The organism is Floridaenema evergladense BLCC-F167, from assembly GCF_041929205.2.
Taxonomy (GTDB): Bacteria; Cyanobacteriota; Cyanobacteriia; order Cyanobacteriales; family Aerosakkonemataceae; genus Floridanema; species Floridanema evergladense.
Genome location: NZ_CM171625.1, coordinates 2,770,373 through 2,788,944 on the forward strand (window position 1 = coordinate 2,770,373; position 18,572 = coordinate 2,788,944).

General features: G+C 39.8%; 20 protein-coding genes. 11 read left to right on the forward strand and 9 right to left on the reverse strand.

Annotation, left to right across the window (positions count from 1 at the left end; all coding sequences use genetic code 11):
• The first annotated feature begins 316 nt into the window (after positions 1-316).
• The 8 genes from metE (at position 317) to ACE1CA_RS13695 (ending at position 8,776) form a co-directional block, all read left to right on the forward strand.
• Positions 317-2,563, forward strand: coding sequence for a 5-methyltetrahydropteroyltriglutamate--homocysteine S-methyltransferase (metE, locus tag ACE1CA_RS13660; protein ID WP_413278365.1), 2,247 nt, complete (start codon positions 317-319; stop codon positions 2,561-2,563).
• Positions 2,547-3,002: a hypothetical protein gene (locus tag ACE1CA_RS13665; protein ID WP_413278364.1), complete on the forward strand. Its 456-nt coding sequence runs from the start codon at positions 2,547-2,549 to the stop codon at positions 3,000-3,002. Before metE ends, ACE1CA_RS13665 begins: the two co-directional genes overlap by 17 nt.
• Positions 3,003-3,464 (forward strand): hypothetical protein, encoded by a 462-nt coding sequence (locus ACE1CA_RS13670; protein WP_413278363.1) that lies wholly within the window; start codon positions 3,003-3,005, stop codon positions 3,462-3,464.
• Entirely contained in the window at positions 3,452-4,273 is an 822-nt protein-coding gene (locus ACE1CA_RS13675) for a methyltransferase domain-containing protein (RefSeq protein WP_413278362.1), read from the forward strand. The genes ACE1CA_RS13670 and ACE1CA_RS13675 overlap by 13 nt, the downstream gene beginning before the upstream one ends.
• 47 nt (positions 4,274-4,320) lie before the next feature.
• Entirely contained in the window at positions 4,321-6,390 is a 2,070-nt protein-coding gene (locus tag ACE1CA_RS13680) for a TonB-dependent receptor plug domain-containing protein (RefSeq protein ID WP_413278361.1), read from the forward strand.
• 14 nt (positions 6,391-6,404) lie between these two features.
• Positions 6,405-7,286 (forward strand): (2Fe-2S) ferredoxin domain-containing protein, encoded by an 882-nt coding sequence (locus ACE1CA_RS13685; RefSeq protein WP_413278360.1) that lies wholly within the window; start codon positions 6,405-6,407, stop codon positions 7,284-7,286.
• A 37-nt stretch (positions 7,287-7,323) separates the two neighbouring features.
• On the forward strand, positions 7,324-7,914 hold the full coding sequence (locus ACE1CA_RS13690; protein WP_413278359.1) for a hypothetical protein: 591 nt from the start codon (positions 7,324-7,326) through the stop codon (positions 7,912-7,914).
• 115 nt (positions 7,915-8,029) lie between these two features.
• Positions 8,030-8,776, forward strand: coding sequence for a phosphodiesterase (locus tag ACE1CA_RS13695; protein ID WP_486517850.1), 747 nt, complete (start codon positions 8,030-8,032; stop codon positions 8,774-8,776).
• Positions 8,777-8,881: 105 nt separating this feature from the next.
• Here the strand turns inward: ACE1CA_RS13695 and ACE1CA_RS13700 are convergent, their stop codons facing one another.
• From ACE1CA_RS13700 to ACE1CA_RS13725, 6 genes are all read right to left on the reverse strand, one after another.
• Positions 8,882-9,493, reverse strand: a complete 612-nt coding sequence (locus ACE1CA_RS13700; RefSeq protein WP_413278357.1) for a Crp/Fnr family transcriptional regulator — start codon at positions 9,491-9,493, stop codon at positions 8,882-8,884.
• A gap of 17 nt (positions 9,494-9,510) precedes the next feature.
• The gene (locus ACE1CA_RS13705; protein WP_413278356.1) at positions 9,511-9,843 is read right to left on the reverse strand and encodes a hypothetical protein; all 333 of its coding nucleotides are present in this window, start codon (positions 9,841-9,843) and stop codon (positions 9,511-9,513) included.
• Between the two features lie 19 nt (positions 9,844-9,862).
• Entirely contained in the window at positions 9,863-10,615 is a 753-nt protein-coding gene (locus ACE1CA_RS13710) for an alpha/beta fold hydrolase (RefSeq protein WP_413278355.1), read from the reverse strand.
• 95 nt (positions 10,616-10,710) lie between these two features.
• Positions 10,711-11,223 carry a flavodoxin FldA gene (gene fldA, locus ACE1CA_RS13715; RefSeq protein WP_413278354.1) on the reverse strand — a complete coding sequence of 171 codons (513 nt, stop codon included), beginning with the start codon at positions 11,221-11,223 and terminating at the stop codon, positions 10,711-10,713.
• 51 nt (positions 11,224-11,274) lie between these two features.
• Complete coding sequence (locus ACE1CA_RS13720) at positions 11,275-11,475, reverse strand: TFIIB-type zinc ribbon-containing protein (protein ID WP_413278353.1); 201 nt, start codon at positions 11,473-11,475, stop codon at positions 11,275-11,277.
• Between the two features lie 186 nt (positions 11,476-11,661).
• Positions 11,662-12,690 (reverse strand): chlorophyll a/b binding light-harvesting protein, encoded by a 1,029-nt coding sequence (locus ACE1CA_RS13725; protein WP_413278352.1) that lies wholly within the window; start codon positions 12,688-12,690, stop codon positions 11,662-11,664.
• A gap of 387 nt (positions 12,691-13,077) precedes the next feature.
• On the opposite strand from ACE1CA_RS13725, the gene ACE1CA_RS13730 reads away from it, so the two are divergent.
• The 3 genes from ACE1CA_RS13730 (at position 13,078) to ACE1CA_RS13740 (ending at position 15,596) form a co-directional block, all read left to right on the forward strand.
• Entirely contained in the window at positions 13,078-13,224 is a 147-nt protein-coding gene (locus ACE1CA_RS13730; RefSeq protein ID WP_413278351.1) for a hypothetical protein, read from the forward strand.
• An 82-nt stretch (positions 13,225-13,306) separates the two neighbouring features.
• Positions 13,307-14,419, forward strand: a complete 1,113-nt coding sequence (locus tag ACE1CA_RS13735; RefSeq protein ID WP_486517950.1) for an IS630 family transposase — start codon at positions 13,307-13,309, stop codon at positions 14,417-14,419.
• Between the two features lie 113 nt (positions 14,420-14,532).
• Positions 14,533-15,596, forward strand: a protein-coding gene (locus ACE1CA_RS13740) for an IS630 family transposase (protein ID WP_486517852.1) whose coding sequence is annotated in 2 segments (ribosomal slippage) — positions 14,533-14,989 and positions 14,989-15,596 — 1,065 coding nt in all. Because the reading frame shifts where the segments join, the coding sequence is not laid out codon by codon here.
• Here ACE1CA_RS13740 and ACE1CA_RS13745 read toward each other — a convergent pair.
• From ACE1CA_RS13745 to ACE1CA_RS13755, 3 genes are all read right to left on the reverse strand, one after another.
• Positions 15,582-16,064 carry a YcaO-like family protein gene (locus tag ACE1CA_RS13745; RefSeq protein ID WP_413281157.1) on the reverse strand — a complete coding sequence of 161 codons (483 nt, stop codon included), beginning with the start codon at positions 16,062-16,064 and terminating at the stop codon, positions 15,582-15,584. The two genes, ACE1CA_RS13740 and ACE1CA_RS13745, sit on opposite strands and share 15 nt — an antisense overlap.
• 191 nt (positions 16,065-16,255) lie before the next feature.
• Positions 16,256-16,807 carry a hypothetical protein gene (locus tag ACE1CA_RS13750; RefSeq protein ID WP_413281158.1) on the reverse strand — a complete coding sequence of 184 codons (552 nt, stop codon included), beginning with the start codon at positions 16,805-16,807 and terminating at the stop codon, positions 16,256-16,258.
• Positions 16,808-17,129: 322 nt separating this feature from the next.
• Positions 17,130-18,359 carry an FAD/NAD(P)-binding protein gene (locus ACE1CA_RS13755; protein ID WP_413281159.1) on the reverse strand — a complete coding sequence of 410 codons (1,230 nt, stop codon included), beginning with the start codon at positions 18,357-18,359 and terminating at the stop codon, positions 17,130-17,132.
• Positions 18,360-18,572 lie beyond the last annotated feature (213 nt).

Consider the following 18,572-nt stretch of genomic DNA (forward strand, 5'->3'; position numbering starts at 1 on the left):
CAGGTACAACACTAAGTCGAAGGGGGGCAATTTTAATTGCCCGTAGCATTCTCCTCTTGAATCAGTGGATGGGAATGCACGGCTTAACTTTCGCTGTCTTTGTGCGTATTTTTGTGCGAGATGCTGTTTGGGCGTTCGCCTTATTCATACTGCACAACTTTTTAGTCCTGAACTACTGGCGAAACAAACAGGTAAAAAGGTAATCAGGATAAAACCACAATTCACCTGTTTTTAATAAACCCTTTTTTAAGGGTTTCACATATTCCAAGAAGTAAAAATAACTTCTTTCTAGATTTAAGCGACTTAAGGAATAATTATGACCGTTCCAACGACAACGATCGGCTATCCTCGTATTGGTAAAAGCCGGGAAGTAAAAAAAGCACTCGAAGCTTTTTGGAGTAATAAATTAGACGAAGAAACACTACTGCAAACCGTGCGAGAAGTTGAAATTTTCAATTGGAAAACTCAACTAAAAGCGGGAATCGATCGCATCGGTATAGGCGATGGCACGCTGTACGATAGTGTTTTAGATTGGGTAGTTCGTTTAGGTTTAATTCCCGAAAGATTTCGTCATTTATCTGGTTTAGATCGATACTTTGCAATGGCAAGAGGAAAAGAGGGTATTCCGGCACTGGAAATGACCAAATGGTTTGATACCAACTATCACTATCTAGTCCCAGAAATCCCGACCAAATTTGAACCTGCGGATTTTAGCGACTTTTTGGAAACAGCACATTTAGCGCAAGAATTTTTGGGCGATCGCGCTATTCCAATTATATTAGGGCCAATTTCTTTATTGCGATTAAGCAACTTAGAAATTTCTCCCGAACAAGCAGCTTCTTACCTGCTTGAACGATATCTGATTCTCTTGACTCAACTCAAGAATTTAGGAATTACGGAAGTACAGATCCACGAACCCGTATTGGTGTTAGGTGATGCTGCTAATTGGAAAGAATTGTATCAGTCAATTTATCCTTCTCTGGCACAAGTCGGATTACCACTGCATCTCGTTACTTACTTTGATGACTTGAGAGAAACCTATGCTTGGGTGATGCAATTACCTGTCACCTCTATTAGTTTAGACTTCACTCGCGGACGCAATTTAGAGTTACTAAAACAATACGGATTTCCTGCCGATAAAAGGTTGGGTATCGGCATTGTAGATGCTCGTAATATCTGGAAAATTCGCCCAGAAACTCTTTTCTACATCCTTGATGAAATTCAAAAGTTTACTTCCAACATTAGTTTACAACCTTCTGCCTCTCTGCAATTTGTTCCTTACGATGCAACCAAAGAAAAGCATTTACCTGAAGCATTGAGGAATGTGTTGAGTTTTGCCGAACAAAAATTGGCAGAAGTCGCATTTTTGGCAAAAACAGTGGCAGGTGAAAATACAAAAACTGAACAAGAAAATATCCAGAAAACTTGGGAGATATTTGAGCAGTTTAGTCCTGCAAATCTAACAGTTCAAGAGAAATTAAGGAATTTGGAATTGAGTGATTTTGAGCGATCGCTTTCCTACTCCTTGCGATTATCCCAACAAATTCCCTTACCTCCTTTACCGACAACAACGATCGGTTCATTTCCCCAAACCTCCGAAGTGCGAAAACTGCGCGTCAAATACAAAAAAGGAGAAATTACATTAGCAGATTATCAAGCAGCTATTGATGCCGAAATTGCTCGTTGCATTCAAATTCAAGAAGAAATTGGCTTAGACGTGCTAGTACATGGAGAATTTGAACGTACCGATATGGTGGAATATTTCGGTCAACAATTATCTGGTTTTGCGTTTACAGAAAATGGTTGGGTACAAAGTTATGGCAGTCGCTACGTGCGTCCACCAATTATTTATGGAGATGTGGAACGAACTGCGCCGATGACAGTACGGGAATTTAAAATCGCCCAATCTTTAACTCAAAAACCTGTCAAAGGAATGTTAACTGCTCCAGTCACAATTATCAACTGGTCTTATCCGCGCACGGATATTTCTCGACAGGATCAAGCCTTTCAAATTGCCTTAGCATTGCGAGAAGAAGTGGCAGATTTAGAAACAGCAGGTGCTCAGATAATTCAAGTCGATGAACCTGCTTTACGAGAAGGTTTACCCCTCAAAACCGAACGGTGGAATGAATATCTTTCTTGGGCAATAGATTCCTTTCGCTTGGCAACAGCTATTGCTCAACCTCAAACTCAAATTCACACCCACATGTGCTACTGCGAATTCGGGGATATTATTCAGGAGATCGAACGCCTAGATGCGGATGTAATTTCGATTGAAAACAGTCGCAGTAATAATCAAACTTTACGAGAAGTTACCGAGGGTGGTTATTCTCACCAAATCGGTAACGGAACTTACGATGTTCACAGTCCGGTTGTACCTACAACTGAGCAAATTGTCAGGCAATTAAAAGCCGGGATTGCTAATTTACCTTTGTCACAAATCTGGGTGAATCCTGATTGTGGTTTGAAAACTCGTCGATGGGAAGAAGTGATTCCAGCACTGAAAAATATGGTAGAAGCAACAAGAATTATGCGGGAGGAAATTAATGACATTTCTAAATGACCTTTGGCAAGGAAGTTGCGACGATTGGAGTACTCGATTTATCGATCGCAATCTGTTAGCGATCGGTTATACTGCCTGGGATGGTTACATCAATTTCGGGCGAGGATTGGTAGTTTGTAAAGTTAACAAACCCGTCAATAGTTGGGAAAGATGGCAAATAGAAATGATGGGTTGCGAGTTAAAATTTATTCCTGAATCTCAAGTGATAAATTACTTGCAAAAATCTCAACTAGACAGCAAAACTATTCTTTATTTTCTGGAGATACTTACAACTTATTATCCCAACGATGAGATTCCCTTTCTTTTGGAAGGTAACGGTCAAATCGATCTTGATTTGCTGCAAGGTTTAGCTATTTCTCCATCTGAATGTCATGCTCAGGTGCTTAAACATTGGTCAGAATTTCAGCTTTGTTTTATCACCAACAGGAGAAATGAATAAATGAATGATGGATTAAATTTATTTGAATGGCAGCAGAATTTTATTGCTACGAATTTGTTAACTTTGGGTTACAACGCTTGGAGCAATTATTTAGGTGGGGAAAGAGGTGCGATTATTTGTAGCACTAATTCTTCATCTGTGGGAGTTGCTGGAGAAAGTTTCAAAACTTATTTTGTTGCCCGAAGTCGTCTGGCAGCTTTCTTGAATGCCTGGTTAGCTGCGCCAGACACGGTGATTCTCCAACACCATTTTATGAACGCTCACATTTTGGAAGCAGTGGATAATTACAATCCTGTTGCCGATGTAGTTTTTCTCCTAGAATCTGGCAGCCAGGTAAGTTTCTTTTACCTAAAAAATTTACCAATTAAACCACCCGAATGTTACGCCTATATTTGCAAAGAATGGGAAGAATTCCCACCGCAATCCACCCTTTTGAAAAAGCAGAAACAATGGCAAGATTAATTCAACACAAAAAGGAAGCTTTCTGGTTTTACCGCTTCGTTTCTATGGGTTATGACAATGTGATTAATCCTTTTTTCTGGACTGTTCCAATGCGCGAAAAAGCGCTCGAATTAGCGCAACTCAATTCTTTTGATTTACAAGTTCTCGATGCAGGTGCAGGTACGGGATTCACGACTTCGGGAATTGTGGAAAAAGTTGAGGCAAAAAATGTGAAAATGCTCGACCAAAGTCCGCATCAGTTGCAGAAAGCAAAAGGTAAATCTATCTTGAATGACTGCGAAAAAATTCTCGGTGATGTGGAGAATTTACCATTTGAAACTGATTGTTTCGATCGCTATATTTCCGCAGGTAGTATCGAATATTGGCCCGATCCGCAACGTGCTATTTGTGAAGCTTATCGAGTGGTAAAACCAGGGGGAATTGCTCTGATTATTGGCCCATTAGCACGGAAAAATCCGATCGCACGTTGGCTTTCCGATACCTGGATGTTGTTTCCTAGTAAAGATGCTTATTTCAGTTGGTACAAAGCCGCAGGTTTCACTAATATTCGCTTGGTTTATGTTGCACCTGATTGGTACGAAGATAACAACAATCCTTATGCGATCGCAATTGCTGGAACTAAACCAACTGCGGGTAAATCTCCACTAAATCTCGCTCCAACAATAGAAAGCACAAATGAACCGATGACTTTAAACCGCAGGTTAAATTTTATCTTCCGATTTGTGGTAGGTTCGACAGCCGGAGCTTTGTTTATGCCGATCGCAATTTATAAATCTTGGCAGTCAAAATTCAAACTTAAAAAGGAATAAATTTGCCATCAATCTGTTTGTAAAATTTCAGTAGTTTGTGAGGATTAATGAATAGGAAGAATTTGTTTACATCCGCAAAAGCGGAGATATTTTGGTCGAGTTCAATCAGAAGCATTCTGATACTAATTTGTATTAATTTATTTAGTGTAACGATTCGAGAAACCATCCCTCCGGGAATCGCACAAACACCCCCAAACGATACCAATGTTGATGAAGAAATCGAAATTCTGATTATAGAAAGGATTTTAAATCAGCCTGTCTTTGCACCATTGCGACGGGAAGCTACAGTTAAAGATTCTACTCGCCCAGTTTATGTAATTAACCGAGAACAGATCGAAGCCCAAGGAGCAAGAACAGTTCAGGAAGCTTTAAGATACTTACCAGGAATTTTAATTGATGGCACAGCGGGGGGACAATTAGGAGCACTAAGTAGTCAGTTTGTTCGGGGTTCTAATTCCGCACAAGTTTTAATTTTACTAGATGGTCGTCCGATTAATGATGTGGGATTTTCTGGTGGATTTGATTTATCTACATTAGCAACTGATAATATTGAACGGATTGAATTTTTACCTGGGGGTGGATCTACACTTTATGGTTCGGATGCTATTGGTGGTGTAATTAATATTATCACTCGCGCTCCATCGGACCGACCGGAAGTAACTTTGCGAGCAGCAGTAGGTAGTTTTGGGTTAAATGAACAGGCAATTCAAACCAGAGGACGTAGTGGTAGAATTGGCTGGACGCTGGGTTATACACGCATTGATGCGAACAATGATTTTCGTTTTGAGATCGAACGCATTAACCTCAAAGATCGCCGTGAAAATGCCGATGTTTTGTACAATAATGCTAATTTAAAGCTGGAAGGACAATTAAACGATCGCAATACTCTCACCTTCAGCGCCCTTTACCTCACCAAAGATTTTGGAGTCGCAGGAGGAGTTCCAATTCCAGATACTATCGGCGCATTTAATACCTTAACTCCTAAAGCCAGACAATATACTGATGAAGTATTCTTAGATTTAACTTGGCAATCTAAGTTAGGTAATAGTAACGATTCACTTTTAACTACTCGTGTTTACAGCGATTTTCTTAACTATAACTACAACAATCCCGACCCAAACAATTTCGGGACAAAAGATGAAGTAAATCGGAGAGCAGTTGGACTGCAAGTGCAGCATAACTGGCAACTGGCGAAAAATCAACGCTTGACTTATGGGGCAGATTATCGGAATACGCGATCGCGCAATACCACCTTTAGTTATGGTACAAACATAAGTGATGTAAACTACGATGGCGATATCAATCAAGGCGCACTATTCGCCCTTTACGAGGTGAATTTTACTCCCAGTTTTAGCGTTAATTTAGGACTCAGACAGGATTTTAATAGTTTAGTAAATGGTTCTTTTACTTCTCCCAGTGTTGGGGCAAGATTTATTGTCGGAAAAACTACCACCATTAGAGCCAACTATGCTAGAAGTTTTCGCGCCCCGCTAATTTCCAACCTAGAAGGGTTAGCTGCTTTTAATGTAGTAGGTAATCCAGATTTAAACCCAGAACGGGGAGATAGTTTTGATATTGGTATCGATCAACAATTGGGTAAAATTGGGCTGTTGCGGCTGACATTTTTTCATAATACAATTTCCGAGCTAATTAATTTTAAGTTTGGCTCTCCCAGCACTTACGAAAATATCGGAAAAGTGAGAACTTTGGGTTTAGAAGCGGATCTTAACGTGCGACTGGCTCGGAATTTTTTCGCTTTTGCTAACTATACCCTTAACGAACCGAAAATTGTGAGCGATCGCAACTCCGATATCGAAGGTAACTCACTCAGTTTTCGAGATGCCGATAGCCTGAATTTTGGACTTGCCTACGAAACACCCAAAGGCATTTATGCAGGTATTATTCTGCGCTACCTCAGCAGTTACTTTGTTAACAACACGAATACCGAATCTTTACCTGGATACACCACACTCGATTTGAAATTTCGTATCCCCCTGGGAAGGACTGTAATGTTGAACGGTAACTTAGATAATTTATTCGATCGGCAATACGAACTATATCCCGGTTATCCCGCTGTCGGACGTAGCTTTCGCCTGGGTATCAGTGCCACATTTTAGGAGATCGAATTGAGATGAGTGAATTTTCTCGCCTAGTTACACCCCTTAACCGTTGCATAACTGAACAGCTGCCAACGGGCGGACAGATTGAATATGAAGACTTTCCTTGCACGATCGATGTAACTGGCCCTCTGTTATATACTCTGTTTCAGGAACGTTGGCAGGAAACCCAGATCGGTCACGTCGTAGAAGGTAGTGTACTAGAACTAGAATTTACTCAACCTCCGAAAATTTGCGTTCTCTACGATGGCTATTTGACAGTAGTTACTGAAGCATGGCATTTGCACCTTTGTTTGGAAGAACATTTAGGTGGACCTTTGGAAAAAACGCCACCAGAACTGAGACAGCAACGCTTAGTTAATCGTGCATCTTTGTATCGTCGGTTGAATGAACGGGGAGAAGCGCGGAGTTGGGGCATTCAGTTCTGGAATGGTGCTGGGGAAAAGATGATGAATCTGTTTCTGCCTAATCCTTTTGTGGGCGAAGATGAAGAGTTGTTACCAGAAGCTAAACCGCAACTTTCAAAATTAAGTCTTTATCAAGAATTACGCGAGATTTACGTTTTGGGTAATCGCCCTATCCCTTACGAAAACAACCCTCTCAAGCGCCCCTATTTGGCAGTTTGTCGTTCCAGTCGCTGTTACCCTTCACGCAACTGGCAACCGATCGTTGAGGCATTGCAAGAGGCGGTAAAAGCAGCCGGAATAGATGTATATGTGATGACTTCTGGCTGTTTGGAGGTTTGCAAAATGGGGCCAGTAGTGTTTTATTCGGGCGATGGTACCTGGTATACCCGCGTTAATCCCGATCTTGCCGATCGAATTGTCCGAGAACATTTGGTACAAGGTCAACCGATTAAAGATCATCTTTATCCACCAGTCAAGGTGGAATGTTGAAGTTGGCAATTTTGATTAATTCAAAGGAGACAATAGTATGAGTTACATTGAATCGAATCTGACATTAAAACCAAATCTAACTCAAGATTGGTTTCGGGGATGTAAAGCGATCGCAAAAAGTCAATTTTGGTTTTTCCTCCTCTTAGCTTTAGCAACGACAAGTAATGTTATCTATACTTGTACCGTTCCCTTGGTGGGATTTGGTGCGATCGCCGGATCGACTCTTCCCCGTCGTCGCGCCTTAGCTACAGTAATGACTGTTTGGCTAGTCAATCAAGTATTAGGATTTGGCTTTCGTCAGTATCCCTGGACAATCACTACCTTTGCTTGGGGATTAGTGTTAGCCTTGGGAGCAATTTTAGTTACTTTACTCGCCTCTCTCAAACTCAAGCTAACTCAAAACGCCTTAACTACATACTGTAGCTGGTTAGGAATCGCGCTGATTGCTGGTTTTGCAGTTTACCAATTAACAATTTGGTTAGCTTGTTTCGTGTTAGGAGGATGTGACAGTTTTACCTTGCCGATTTTATGGGGTATTTTCCAAGGTAATGCAATTTGGGGAATTTCCCTAACTACAATTCATAGCTTACTGGTTTGGGATAACTTGCGTCTATCTCAGCGCCATTAAAAACGTCGATCTCTCAATTAGTAAGGTGTGTCAGACCTAAAATTTAACCGAAAACATGAAGGTTGGAAGTTCTGACGCACCCTAAAACTACAACTTTGATTTCTTATCTAAATTGATGTTGATGTCTATTACGATCGCTCAATTAACTGATACCCACCTTTGCTGTCATCCCGATGCCAAACTGCGGGGATCTCGTCCTTGGCACAGTTTGAAAGCGGTAATGCAGCAGGTGGCAAAAATCAATCCCGATTATCTTCTGCTGACGGGAGATCTTGCTGATAGAGGTTCTCCCTTTGCCTATCAACAGTTAATTGATTTGATTAGTCCGCTGCAAATTCCTACCTATTGGCTTTCTGGCAATCACGATTGCTTGTCGGTAATGAGAGAAGTTCTCGTTCATCCTCTTTTTCATGCACCAAAAGCTGTAATTATAGGTGGTTGGCAATTAATTTTATTGGATTCAACTTTAGCTAATTCCCGTTTTGGCGAAGGTGAAATCTCTCCCCAGTCGTTGCAATTTCTAGCAGAAAGTCTCGAAGTTGAACTTCCTACTTTGATAGCTTTGCACCATCATCCTTTGCCTTTTGGGATTGATTGGTTAGATCAGATAAAAGTTAAAAATGGTAATGAATTACTTGCCTCGATCGATCGCGCACCCCAAGTAAAAGCCGTAGTTTTCGGTCATATTCACGCGGCTTTTCACCAAAAACGAGGTAATATTGATTTCTACGGCAGTCCTTCGACTTGCGTGCAGTTAGATTTACCGCAAGCTACACCCTTAGAAAAGCAACCTGGTTTTCGCTTGTTCCATTTGCATTCTGATGGCAGACACCAAACTGAAATTCATCGTGTTCTACGATGATATCATGTCAAGTTAATTACCCATAATGTAGAGACGTTATATATAACGTCTCTACATTATGGATTAAGGATACGATGGTTGATTAACCGTACATGATATGACTTATCAATCTTTTGCATAGTTACTAAAAATCTTGAGCAACCTACCCTCACGTTTGATTTTTCCTTCTTGTTCAAATTGTTTCATTAAGCGGGTGACAGTTACACGGGTAGCCGCAATTGTATCAGCAAAGTCTTGATGTGTTAGATACAAATTAAGTAAAATACCTTCAGATGTTGACTGTCCGAATTGACTGGCTAACCATTCCAACAAAGTGAATAAGCGATCGGCAACCAAAAATTGATTAATAATACTGAGAAATTCTTCATTTTTCCAAATATGAACTAACAATGCCTTTTCTAAATAACTGCTTTCTGGCGAAATTTCAGTCACCTTTACTTCACTCAAACATTCCATTTGATAAGGTTTTATACGAGAGAGGGGAGTTCCCACAATGTCCCCTTTTCCCCAAAAACCCAATGTCATTATTCTGCCCTCTGTATCCCAAGTTAAGGAACGTACAACCCCTGCTTCAATTTTCCAGAAATTATCTGATTTTAGAAGCAATAAGTTTTTTCTTTTGAATACCTGTTGTGGGTACACAATCCGAAGATGAGATAAACGACTAGAGCCAATAGTAGAATTCGATAAGGGTATTCCTGGGAGAGTTGCAGTCATAGTTAATTCCTCAGAATTTAGCAATTACGTGATGGAGACATACATTTTTTGCCCGAATTTTTCTGAAGCAAACAAATAGGTTTTGGCACTGCGGGTTCATAATCTAAACAATTAATTGCTTCTTCAGATAAAGCTTTACAGGGATGTACTGTACATTTCAAGCGATAATCTCCAGTAAAAAAAGCACAACGAGTACAGGGAACTTGATGCAGTCGTTTTAATCTGATAATTCCATCATGTACCGCTAAACTAATTGCTAAGAAAAAACCAACTAATACTAGCCAAATCAAAATCGGAAAAAAGGGAATTACTGGAAAACAAACTATTGATGTCGGAGTTGAATCAATCATCACTACCTCAATTCCAAGTTTACAAACTAACTTTGAGATTGGCAAAACTGGCAGTTCTATCTTGAGATAAAGACGGTAAATCCCAAAAGTCAACTATTTGTTCGCAGACTTTTTGCGGATGGAAATAGTGAAAGAAATAACGCCCTTTGGGACATTGCCAAATTCGATCGCCTGTCTTTAACCAAGTTTGCCATCCCTCCCATGAATAAGGGTCAATAATAATATCATCTGCACTGCCGCAAACTAACATTGGAACTGATACTTCGCTGGGTGAAAAACCGACTCTTCTAAACAAATTATGAGGAGATAAAGAAGTAAGGAGATCCTGTTCTAATATTTCCAGAATTTCTCTAACAATTCCCGGAGATTGATGTCCAAATAAGTTAATTACCATCTGATTTAACAGAACTTCACGGGAACAAGGAAGCTTTTGCAATTGTGCGTAATAATGAGCTTGCCAATCAACAGCAGGATAGGGACCGACGGAAAGAAGTGTGAGCGATCGCACTTTTTCTGGATGTTTATGTGCATAAAGTAATCCTAATAACCCGCTGGTACTATGTCCAATCAAATCTACTGGTCTATTTTGATTCTTTAAATAATCATCTAGCAAATCTATTGCCACTTCTAAAGACATTGGTTCATCGGGAGTTTGGCAATATTCCCATTGAGCGATCGCAACATGGTGAGATAAATGAATTAACAAAGGGCGATCGAATTGTTGTAATGCTGGACTAACATTTAACCATAAAGCATTCGGTAATGAAGACATAAGAAATTTCCTTTTTGTTGACAATTTTTCTGAATTTACCAAGTAAGAAAACCGGGTTTCTTAGCAGATTTTTGGCAAAAAACCCGGGTTTTAATCTATAGGCCAAACTCCCGCTTTAGTTGAGATACCCAAGTTTTAACTCGGCTATCTGTCAAATCTGATTGATTATCTTCATCGATCGCTAATCCCACAAACTTACCATTTTTGACTGCTTTCGACTCGTTAAAATCATATCCATCTGTAGACCAATAGCCAACCGTTTTCCCACCAAGGGAGGCAATTTTTTCCTCTAAAATCCCGATCGCATCCTGAAAGTTATCAGCATAACCAATTTGATCGCCAGCACCAAAATAAGCGACTTTCTTCCCATTAAAATCTATGTTTTCTAACTCCTCATAGAAGCCTTCCCAATCAGCTTGAAGTTCGCCCACATTCCAGGTGGGACAACCGATGATGATGCACTCGTAATCATCAAAATCACCAGTTTCACTACTAGAAATATCATGTAAATCAACTACGCCATCGCCACCCAATTCTTTTTGAATTAATTCAGCGATCATTTCTGTATTTCCGGTTTGAGTTCCGTAAAATAAACCAACTTTTGCCATTTTCTTTCCTAGTTTAATTCAATGTTTCTGTCATTTCCGCAGGGCTAGAAACTATGCAGCATTTTCCATTGGCTGCTGATGAATGTATAACCTACTTTGAGGATTTGGTTTTGCAGAATGCTCTTGTTGCAACAATAGCTGATTGACATCTTTTGAAGCTGGCATTGTTTGACGACAAGAAGGGCAATACCAGTACAAACCTTTTCGATCGATATGGCGCAATAGTTTTCCAGAACAGCAAGGACAGTTCATAATTAAAAAAGTGTGAGGAGGATCGGCTAATACTAAGTCCGGGTGAAAAACTCCCTTTATAATGAACCGCAGAGGACGCAGAGGACACAGAGGAAAGAGGGAGAAGATATCGGGGTAACTAACCCGGAGTTGGTATAAGGAGTAGATGAGTCAACAAATAACTCATCTATTGATTTCCAAAAGAAGCTAAACTTCTACAGAATTCAAAGCTTTTTCAACTCGCTTGAAATCAAATCCCATTGCTCTAAGTGCGTGCCACAAATGCCCCTGTAAGAAGAAGAAAGCGAGGAAAAAGTGAGCATTTGCTAACCATGCACGCGAGGTATGAGCGCCCAATGGTAAGTTTACTGTATCGGCAAAGTATGGCGTAATTCCCATTTTTACTGTCAAGGTTGGGCCATAAAATTCCACTGGATAAGCTAGGGTATTTACAGCACAGAAATAAGCCGCTACAAAACCAGCCAAAGCAATCCCACCTAACGAGTAAGAAAGAATCGCTTCACCGGAAAAGATTAACACTTTCTTTGCCCATTTCAACGGTGGAACTAAGATATGCCAAATCCCTCCAGCAATCAACATTACACCGACATAAATATGCCCGCCAACTAAGTCTTCTAAGTTATCAACGCTAGCAAAGTGAGTTTGATAACCGTAGATTACAAATGGATCGAGTGTCGGTTGAGTGACGATGCGAACAGTTTGACTCGCCGCATCATAAAGTCCGCCCCAGTACATTGCTTTAGCAACTAGCAATAAGGCTCCTACTCCCAAAAATAAGAGATGATGCCCCAAAATTATGCCTAATTGTTTGGGATCGTTCCAATCAAAATGGAATTTTTTGGCTTGACCGGAGGCTGTTTTCAAGTCTTCTGGTGCTCTGAGAGTGTGGAACAATGCTCCTGCACCGAGTACGGCTGAAGAAATTAGGTGAACTGCACCGACGACAAAGAAGGGATAAGTATCAACAACTTTTCCACCATCACCAACACCTAAGCCAAGGGTAGCTAAGTGAGGTAAGAGAATCAGCCCTTGTTCGCCCATCGCACGAGTTGGGTCAAACCAAGAAATTTCAAACAGTGTAAATGCTCCCGCCCAGAAGGTAATCAAAGCAGCTTGGGCAACGTGAGCCGCAATAAATAAGCCGCTGAGGTTGGCGAATCGGGCATTACCCGCCCACCAGTCATATTTTACAGTTGGATTTTCGTAAGTCTGCATAGCGTTCAGGAGTTGATAAACATCGATCTTGTTGAATATCTTTCTCAACAATCTCTGAAACTTAGTTTAGAATCTTTCTCAATAAAAAGAGGTTAAGTTTTGTTAAGTTAAGCGATTGAAATCGCAAAACACAAACAAAGTCCGCCTACGCGGACTAAAGAATAACGGGGGTATTTAAGCCGGATTCGGTCAAAGCGTCTTAATTAATAATTAATGTCAATACTTTGAACTCTACTGTATGCAACTTCTCTGGGGTTTTTATCAAGATCGATCGCCAATCAACCACTTTCCCATTCAAATGAGAATAAGTCTTATTTTATCTAAGTTTCATGCACTTACCTTAGCGACTCATCTGTTACAAAAGCAAAAAACCATGAGAGGTGGATTTTGAGTGTTCGAAACCAATTTGCTCCAACTACGCCATCGCCACCTAATTCTTCTAGAGTTTTCCCTTCAGAATCAACTTGGAATCAACAACTTCAGTTGCCAAATCAAGTTGCCAAAAATCAGCTATTAGAAGAAAAAGTCCGATAGTAATCACAACCGGAAATAGTAAGCTGTTAATCATTTAAATAGGGTAAAATGGAAAAGTCAACCGAGCAAAATGAGTCAGGAAATGCCAGCAAAGAATCATCTGAGCTTAGAACAAGTAGAGAAGCTACAAAAAGCCCTAAAAGAAGAAGAAAATGGAAACATTAGAGAAAGAATTCTGATGTTACTGTTGCTAAATGATGGAAAAACTCAAGCTAAAATAGCGGAATTTCTGGGCTGTTCAATAAATAAAGTATCTTATTGGTGCGTACATGGAGATCCAGATAATCTAGAAAGCCTAGTCGATGAAAGGATGAAGGGTAATCATCAAAAAGCTACAGATAAATATAGAGAAATATTATTAGAGACAGTAGATAAAGAACCCAAAGAATTAGGATACGAATTTGGCAGATGGACGGCACAAAGGTTAGCAACATATTTAGCAGAAACGACAGGAATAAAATTAAGTGGGTCGCAAGTTAGGAGAATATTAGAGCAAAAAAAGTTCGTTTACCTCTGGGCGAAGTACAGCTTAGAGGGAAAGCGAGAGCCGGAAAAAAGAAAAGAATTTAAAAAGAAGATAACCGAATATTTAAAAATAGAAAAAGAGAATCCAGAACGTTTACAAGTATGGTTTTGGGACGAAAGCGGTTTTAGTTTAAGCGTGATAAAAAGAAAGAATTGGTGTAAAAAAGGTAGCCGAAAAGAGGTGAGAGGAGATCGAAGAAAGGGTCGGATTAATGTAATGGGAGGGCTGAGGTATTCCGACAAGAAAAGGTTTGTGGAATTTCTGGATAAAAGCAATTCAGAAAGTTTTTATCAAGTGCTAAAACTGTTTTATCAAGAATTGATTGGTGAATGGGTAGCTGCTGGCAATGAAGCCGATGAATTTGCTGAAAAAGGAGCCAAAATAGTGATAATTCTCGACAATGCTAGTTTTCATAAAAAGGCAGAATATCTCCAGAAAGTTGCCGCTGAAATGCCCAATATTCATTTAGAGTTTCTCCCGAAATATAGCCCGGATTATAACTTAATTGAATTAGTTTGGCATTCAACAAAAGAATTTATTGCTAATCGACTATTTAAATCAATCGAAGAATTAGAATATTTATTACATCAACTTTTAAATGAAGGACAGTTAATTATTAAATGGGAGCGAAAACTTAAAAATAAAGGTAATGCTCTTATCCCTGTTTAAATGCTTAACAGCTTATAATGATGGCGAACATATATAGCCAGTCTAAATGAGTCATGAAAGAAGTAAAAGGGTAATCTGGTAAAATAAGAACGGCTTGTAACCGAGAAGTAGAAATGAGAGCAGTAGAAGATTCAGAAGTTAGAAAACAGCTAAAGACTCTCGAAGATTTTATTAAAAGTAATCCAAAATCGGCAGAAATGAAGAGAGCATTAGCAGCTAAATTGGCGTTAGAGGGATATCGCTATGAGAAAATTACAGAAATTTTAGCAGTCTCAGTAGGGTTTATCAGTAAATGGTTTAATGCTTTTAAAGTCGGCGGTAATGAAGCTTTAAAATCCAGGTATAAAGGCACAGAAAGTTATTTAAGCCCAGAAGAAAGAGCGGAAACAATTGCGTGGTTAATTCAGCAAAAAGCTTGGGATATTTTCGAATTAGAAACTTATTTAATTGACAAATATGATGTAGTTTTTCAATCGCGACAAAGCTATTATCAGATTTTTCAAGAAGCGAAAATCTCTTGGCAAAAAGGAGAACAGGTGAATCCTCGATATGATGCAGAATTAACTAAAAAAAAAACCAAGAAATTGCCGCACTTCTCGAAAAACATCGCACCGAAATAGAGGCCAGAAAGCTGGTGGTGTATATTATTGATGAATGCCATCTACTCTGGGACGATATCTGTGGTTATCTGTGGAACTTCATCAAAGAACCAGTGAAAATTCCACTGTTGAATCCCAAAGAAAGACAGACTTATTATGGAGCTTTAGATCTATTAACGAAAGAATTTATTCTCGACCCTTATCCCCAAGGAAATGGAGAAAACACTGTCAATTTTGTCACTCAACTACAACAAAGAAATCCGGGAGCCAAAATTTTATTGATCTGGGATGGAGCTAGTTATCATAGAGGAGAGGAAATGAAAAAATTTTTAACTCAACAGAATCAAGAAATGACTCCCGAAGAATGGAATGTTACTTGTCATAGATTTGCGCCTTACGCTCCCCAAGAAAATCCTGTAGAAGCAATTTGGCTACAGTTAAAAAATTTACTAAGAAGATTTTATCGGTTTGGTAAAAGTTTTGCCATTGTGAAGCGGTTATTTCAGCTTTTTGTTGATTTCAAACTTTTTAATGTTCCTAACTTTAAAAACTACGATGCTTTTTCACAATTCATTTAGACTGGCTATATAAGCAGCACTCCCAGGTATCCAAACTTCTTCTTCAGTTAACAAATTTTCTCCTTTCGCCCAATCAATTATAAAATTATCACTAAAATAATTATTGGAAAAACATAAGGGTAAACTATGGGGATGAATAACCGTTTCTCCGTTATCTTGGATTCTTTTTAAACAAGTCCGTTTTAATTCATTACTAGGGTTTTCGTAGTGGAAAACTTCGATCGCTTCCATCAATGCAGAAACCTTAGCTGCGATCGTAAATAATCCTTTTCCATTGTGAATTTGCACCATCCTACTCCTTGGTTTAATCGAACAATATACCGGAATCCCAATTCGATCTAATCCGGTAACATTAGCACAGCGAGTAATACCCATTGCTGGTAAATGATGGCTAATATTTGCTAAAGTTTGCTCTGGGGAAATTAAACGATGAGTTCCGTTAATGTAACCTTTATTAAGTATTTCCATAATAATTTTTGAGGATTTCTGCTGCTTGACCAGTAATTTGTAATTCTTGAACCAAAGCTAGAGAAAAATTCCAGGGAACACCAAAATAATTTATCCCTTTTTCCACTAGCCATTCTTCCCAAGCTTTCTCAGCTAAGATTTCTCGATAATCAGCTAAGTTAAAATCATGTTTTTCTAACCAAGCCTTACGATTAAGAATCCTTTGGGTACAAATTAACTAAAATGCGGTGTGCAGCTGCGGCAGCTGCGGCATCAGGAGAAGCAAAATTAGGAGTGGGTACAGTGATCTGGTAGGGAGTGTAAGTTTGGGCAATAGCATTTACAGCATCATAAATAGCAGTATAAACCATTGCCATATTGCGTGCCGCTAAAGGCGGTGGAGTTCTGTCTGTCTTGATGGCATTTAATACTATGTTGTTCCAATCAATTACGGAGTTATTAGCATCAACAGAAACAAAGCAATTAAGTTGAGGATCAAATTTAAAAGCAGGGGAACAGTTGCGATTTTCAAAAAAACCGTTGAGTTGTAAGTGTTCCCATAATTGCTGGTTGTTGAAGTTAGCTAAATCTGGGTTATTGCTTTGATAAAACTTGAGATCTACTAAAGGAGAAAAACCCCTTCCCTCATTTAAACCAAATTCTTGAAAATGGTTAAATAACTGTTTTTCAGTAGTTAATCCAGCCGCAATTAGATCTGGATTACCTCCGGCATAGAACCCAGCATCAAAAAGTTTTACAGACATAGACTTGAATAATTACTTAAATTAAAATGATACTCATTCTCATTTTACTGTGATTATCAGGAATAACGCAAGAAAATAAGTTAATAATAGTTATTGTGAGTTTGAGGCGTTAAATCAAGAAAGAGCGTTTCAAGAAGCAATCACCTAAGAAATAGCGTCACCGAAGCTGCTTTAGGCAAAAAATGGTGAAAATGCGGGTTAGTTATTTTTGAGCTAACATTTTGGTGATTTTCATAACCATGTTTAGTTGGCAAAATCCCCCTAAAACTGTTGCTCAATTGCGCTCTGCTTGGTGCAAAATTTCTCCTGTTTAATATTAATTTTAAGCTGGCAAATTAAGTGAAACACTAGCTTTTGTCAAAGCGGGAACAATACGATCACACGCCATTCTCGCACCGGAAAGGTTACGCGCCGTTGGTCCAACTTGCAACGCTGCGAGCCCACCCATAAGGAAGAGTTCGCACCCTTGCCAACTCAAGCAAGAATTTAATACAGGTAAACCTTTAACTATCGGAACTGGATAATGTTCTAAAACCTCTGCCAGTAAAGGATTTGTTGTGACGTTGAGGGTGTTTCCCGTTGCTAGCCAAATGCGATCGAACTCCTGAGTTGTGCCATCATCGCAATGTACCTGCCAATTTTCCCCTTGCCATTGCGCCGCTGTTACCTGACATTGTTCGTGAAAGGTTAACTTTCCCTCGTGGCTAACTCGCCGTAAATAAGTCATAATTGCCGGAGTTAGGGAACCACCATTCCTTGCTTGTTGAATCAAATACCAACGCTGTTCCCAGCTTTTTTCGGCAAAAAAACCTTTAAGATATTTTGGGCCAAGCCAACCAGGGTCAGCATCAAAAAGCTTTTCGTACAGGCAACGGCGCGACATCAAACTCACTTTAGCATGACCAGCGATCGCGCCAACCGCCAAATGTCCGCTAGTCAAGCCACCACCAATAATTAAAATTCGTTCTCCTGCCAAGTTTAAACCAGGTAATTTAACTTGACTGGAATGGCACAAACGTTCTGGGGGATAGTTTGGTGGAATTTGCTTTACCCATTCTGGCAGTTGCGAAACATGATTACCCATCGCACTGACGACACGACGCGCTGTAATTACTTTTCCGTTTTCTAAATGCAGGTGAAACCGCCGATTTATACTTGGTTTTGGCGGTTCTAAGCGCATTACTTTGGCTGAAATTATCTGGTTTTGCAACTGCCAACGCTGAACTACATTTTCACAGAAATCCCTAAATAATTGAGTTCCCGGCAAATCGTAAGGGGGAAATAATTCTGGGGAACGGTTTTCTGCAAAACCTCGTAACCCATGAGGGTTAGGATCGGGATGATGCACCGCAGGCGATCGCAAATGGGGAATTTCTAAAGCTGAAAATTGCTCATTCCATCGACTCATCCAAGTTCCACTCGGATCGAACACCCAAAACCGACCTCTCATAGTTTTTCGCTTTTGCAACAGATGAGTCGCTAAGGTAAGCGCATGAGGCCCACCACCGATGATCGCAATGTCTATATTAGTTGGCAGTTCTAGGGTGTTCATGGTAGTCCAGCAAAAAAATAGCAGAAAAAAGAGGAGCCGAGAGAAAATTAAGCTGTTACGCATTTAAATCACTTATTAAGATTGCAGGGGAGCAGGGGGGCAGGGGGGCAGGGGAGAGAATTAGACGAATTTTCTTCTGTTTCCAAACAATCCAATTTAAATGCGGAACAGCTTATTCCTTCCGCGACTCAGTGGTGTGTTGTTGGTTTCCGG

Coding starts and splice junctions, on each gene's coding strand:
- ACE1CA_RS13745 (WP_413281157.1), bottom strand. CDS start 16,064: ATGGAAATACTTAATAAAGGTTACATTAACGGAACTCATCGTTTAATT.
- ACE1CA_RS13755 (WP_413281159.1), bottom strand. CDS start 18,359: ATGAACACCCTAGAACTGCCAACTAATATAGACATTGCGATCATCGGT.
- ACE1CA_RS13675 (WP_413278362.1), top strand. CDS start 3,452: ATGGCAAGATTAATTCAACACAAAAAGGAAGCTTTCTGGTTTTACCGC.
- ACE1CA_RS13720 (WP_413278353.1), bottom strand. CDS start 11,475: ATGAACTGTCCTTGCTGTTCTGGAAAACTATTGCGCCATATCGATCGA.
- ACE1CA_RS13665 (WP_413278364.1), top strand. CDS start 2,547: ATGACATTTCTAAATGACCTTTGGCAAGGAAGTTGCGACGATTGGAGT.
- ACE1CA_RS13670 (WP_413278363.1), top strand. CDS start 3,003: ATGAATGATGGATTAAATTTATTTGAATGGCAGCAGAATTTTATTGCT.
- ACE1CA_RS13685 (WP_413278360.1), top strand. CDS start 6,405: ATGAGTGAATTTTCTCGCCTAGTTACACCCCTTAACCGTTGCATAACT.
- ACE1CA_RS13700 (WP_413278357.1), bottom strand. CDS start 9,493: ATGACTGCAACTCTCCCAGGAATACCCTTATCGAATTCTACTATTGGC.
- fldA (WP_413278354.1), bottom strand. CDS start 11,223: ATGGCAAAAGTTGGTTTATTTTACGGAACTCAAACCGGAAATACAGAA.
- ACE1CA_RS13695 (WP_486517850.1), top strand. CDS start 8,030: ATGTTGATGTCTATTACGATCGCTCAATTAACTGATACCCACCTTTGC.
- ACE1CA_RS13735 (WP_486517950.1), top strand. CDS start 13,307: ATGCCAGCAAAGAATCATCTGAGCTTAGAACAAGTAGAGAAGCTACAA.
- ACE1CA_RS13750 (WP_413281158.1), bottom strand. CDS start 16,807: ATGTCTGTAAAACTTTTTGATGCTGGGTTCTATGCCGGAGGTAATCCA.
- ACE1CA_RS13725 (WP_413278352.1), bottom strand. CDS start 12,690: ATGCAGACTTACGAAAATCCAACTGTAAAATATGACTGGTGGGCGGGT.
- metE (WP_413278365.1), top strand. CDS start 317: ATGACCGTTCCAACGACAACGATCGGCTATCCTCGTATTGGTAAAAGC.
- ACE1CA_RS13680 (WP_413278361.1), top strand. CDS start 4,321: ATGAATAGGAAGAATTTGTTTACATCCGCAAAAGCGGAGATATTTTGG.
- ACE1CA_RS13690 (WP_413278359.1), top strand. CDS start 7,324: ATGAGTTACATTGAATCGAATCTGACATTAAAACCAAATCTAACTCAA.
- ACE1CA_RS13705 (WP_413278356.1), bottom strand. CDS start 9,843: ATGATTGATTCAACTCCGACATCAATAGTTTGTTTTCCAGTAATTCCC.
- ACE1CA_RS13710 (WP_413278355.1), bottom strand. CDS start 10,615: ATGTCTTCATTACCGAATGCTTTATGGTTAAATGTTAGTCCAGCATTA.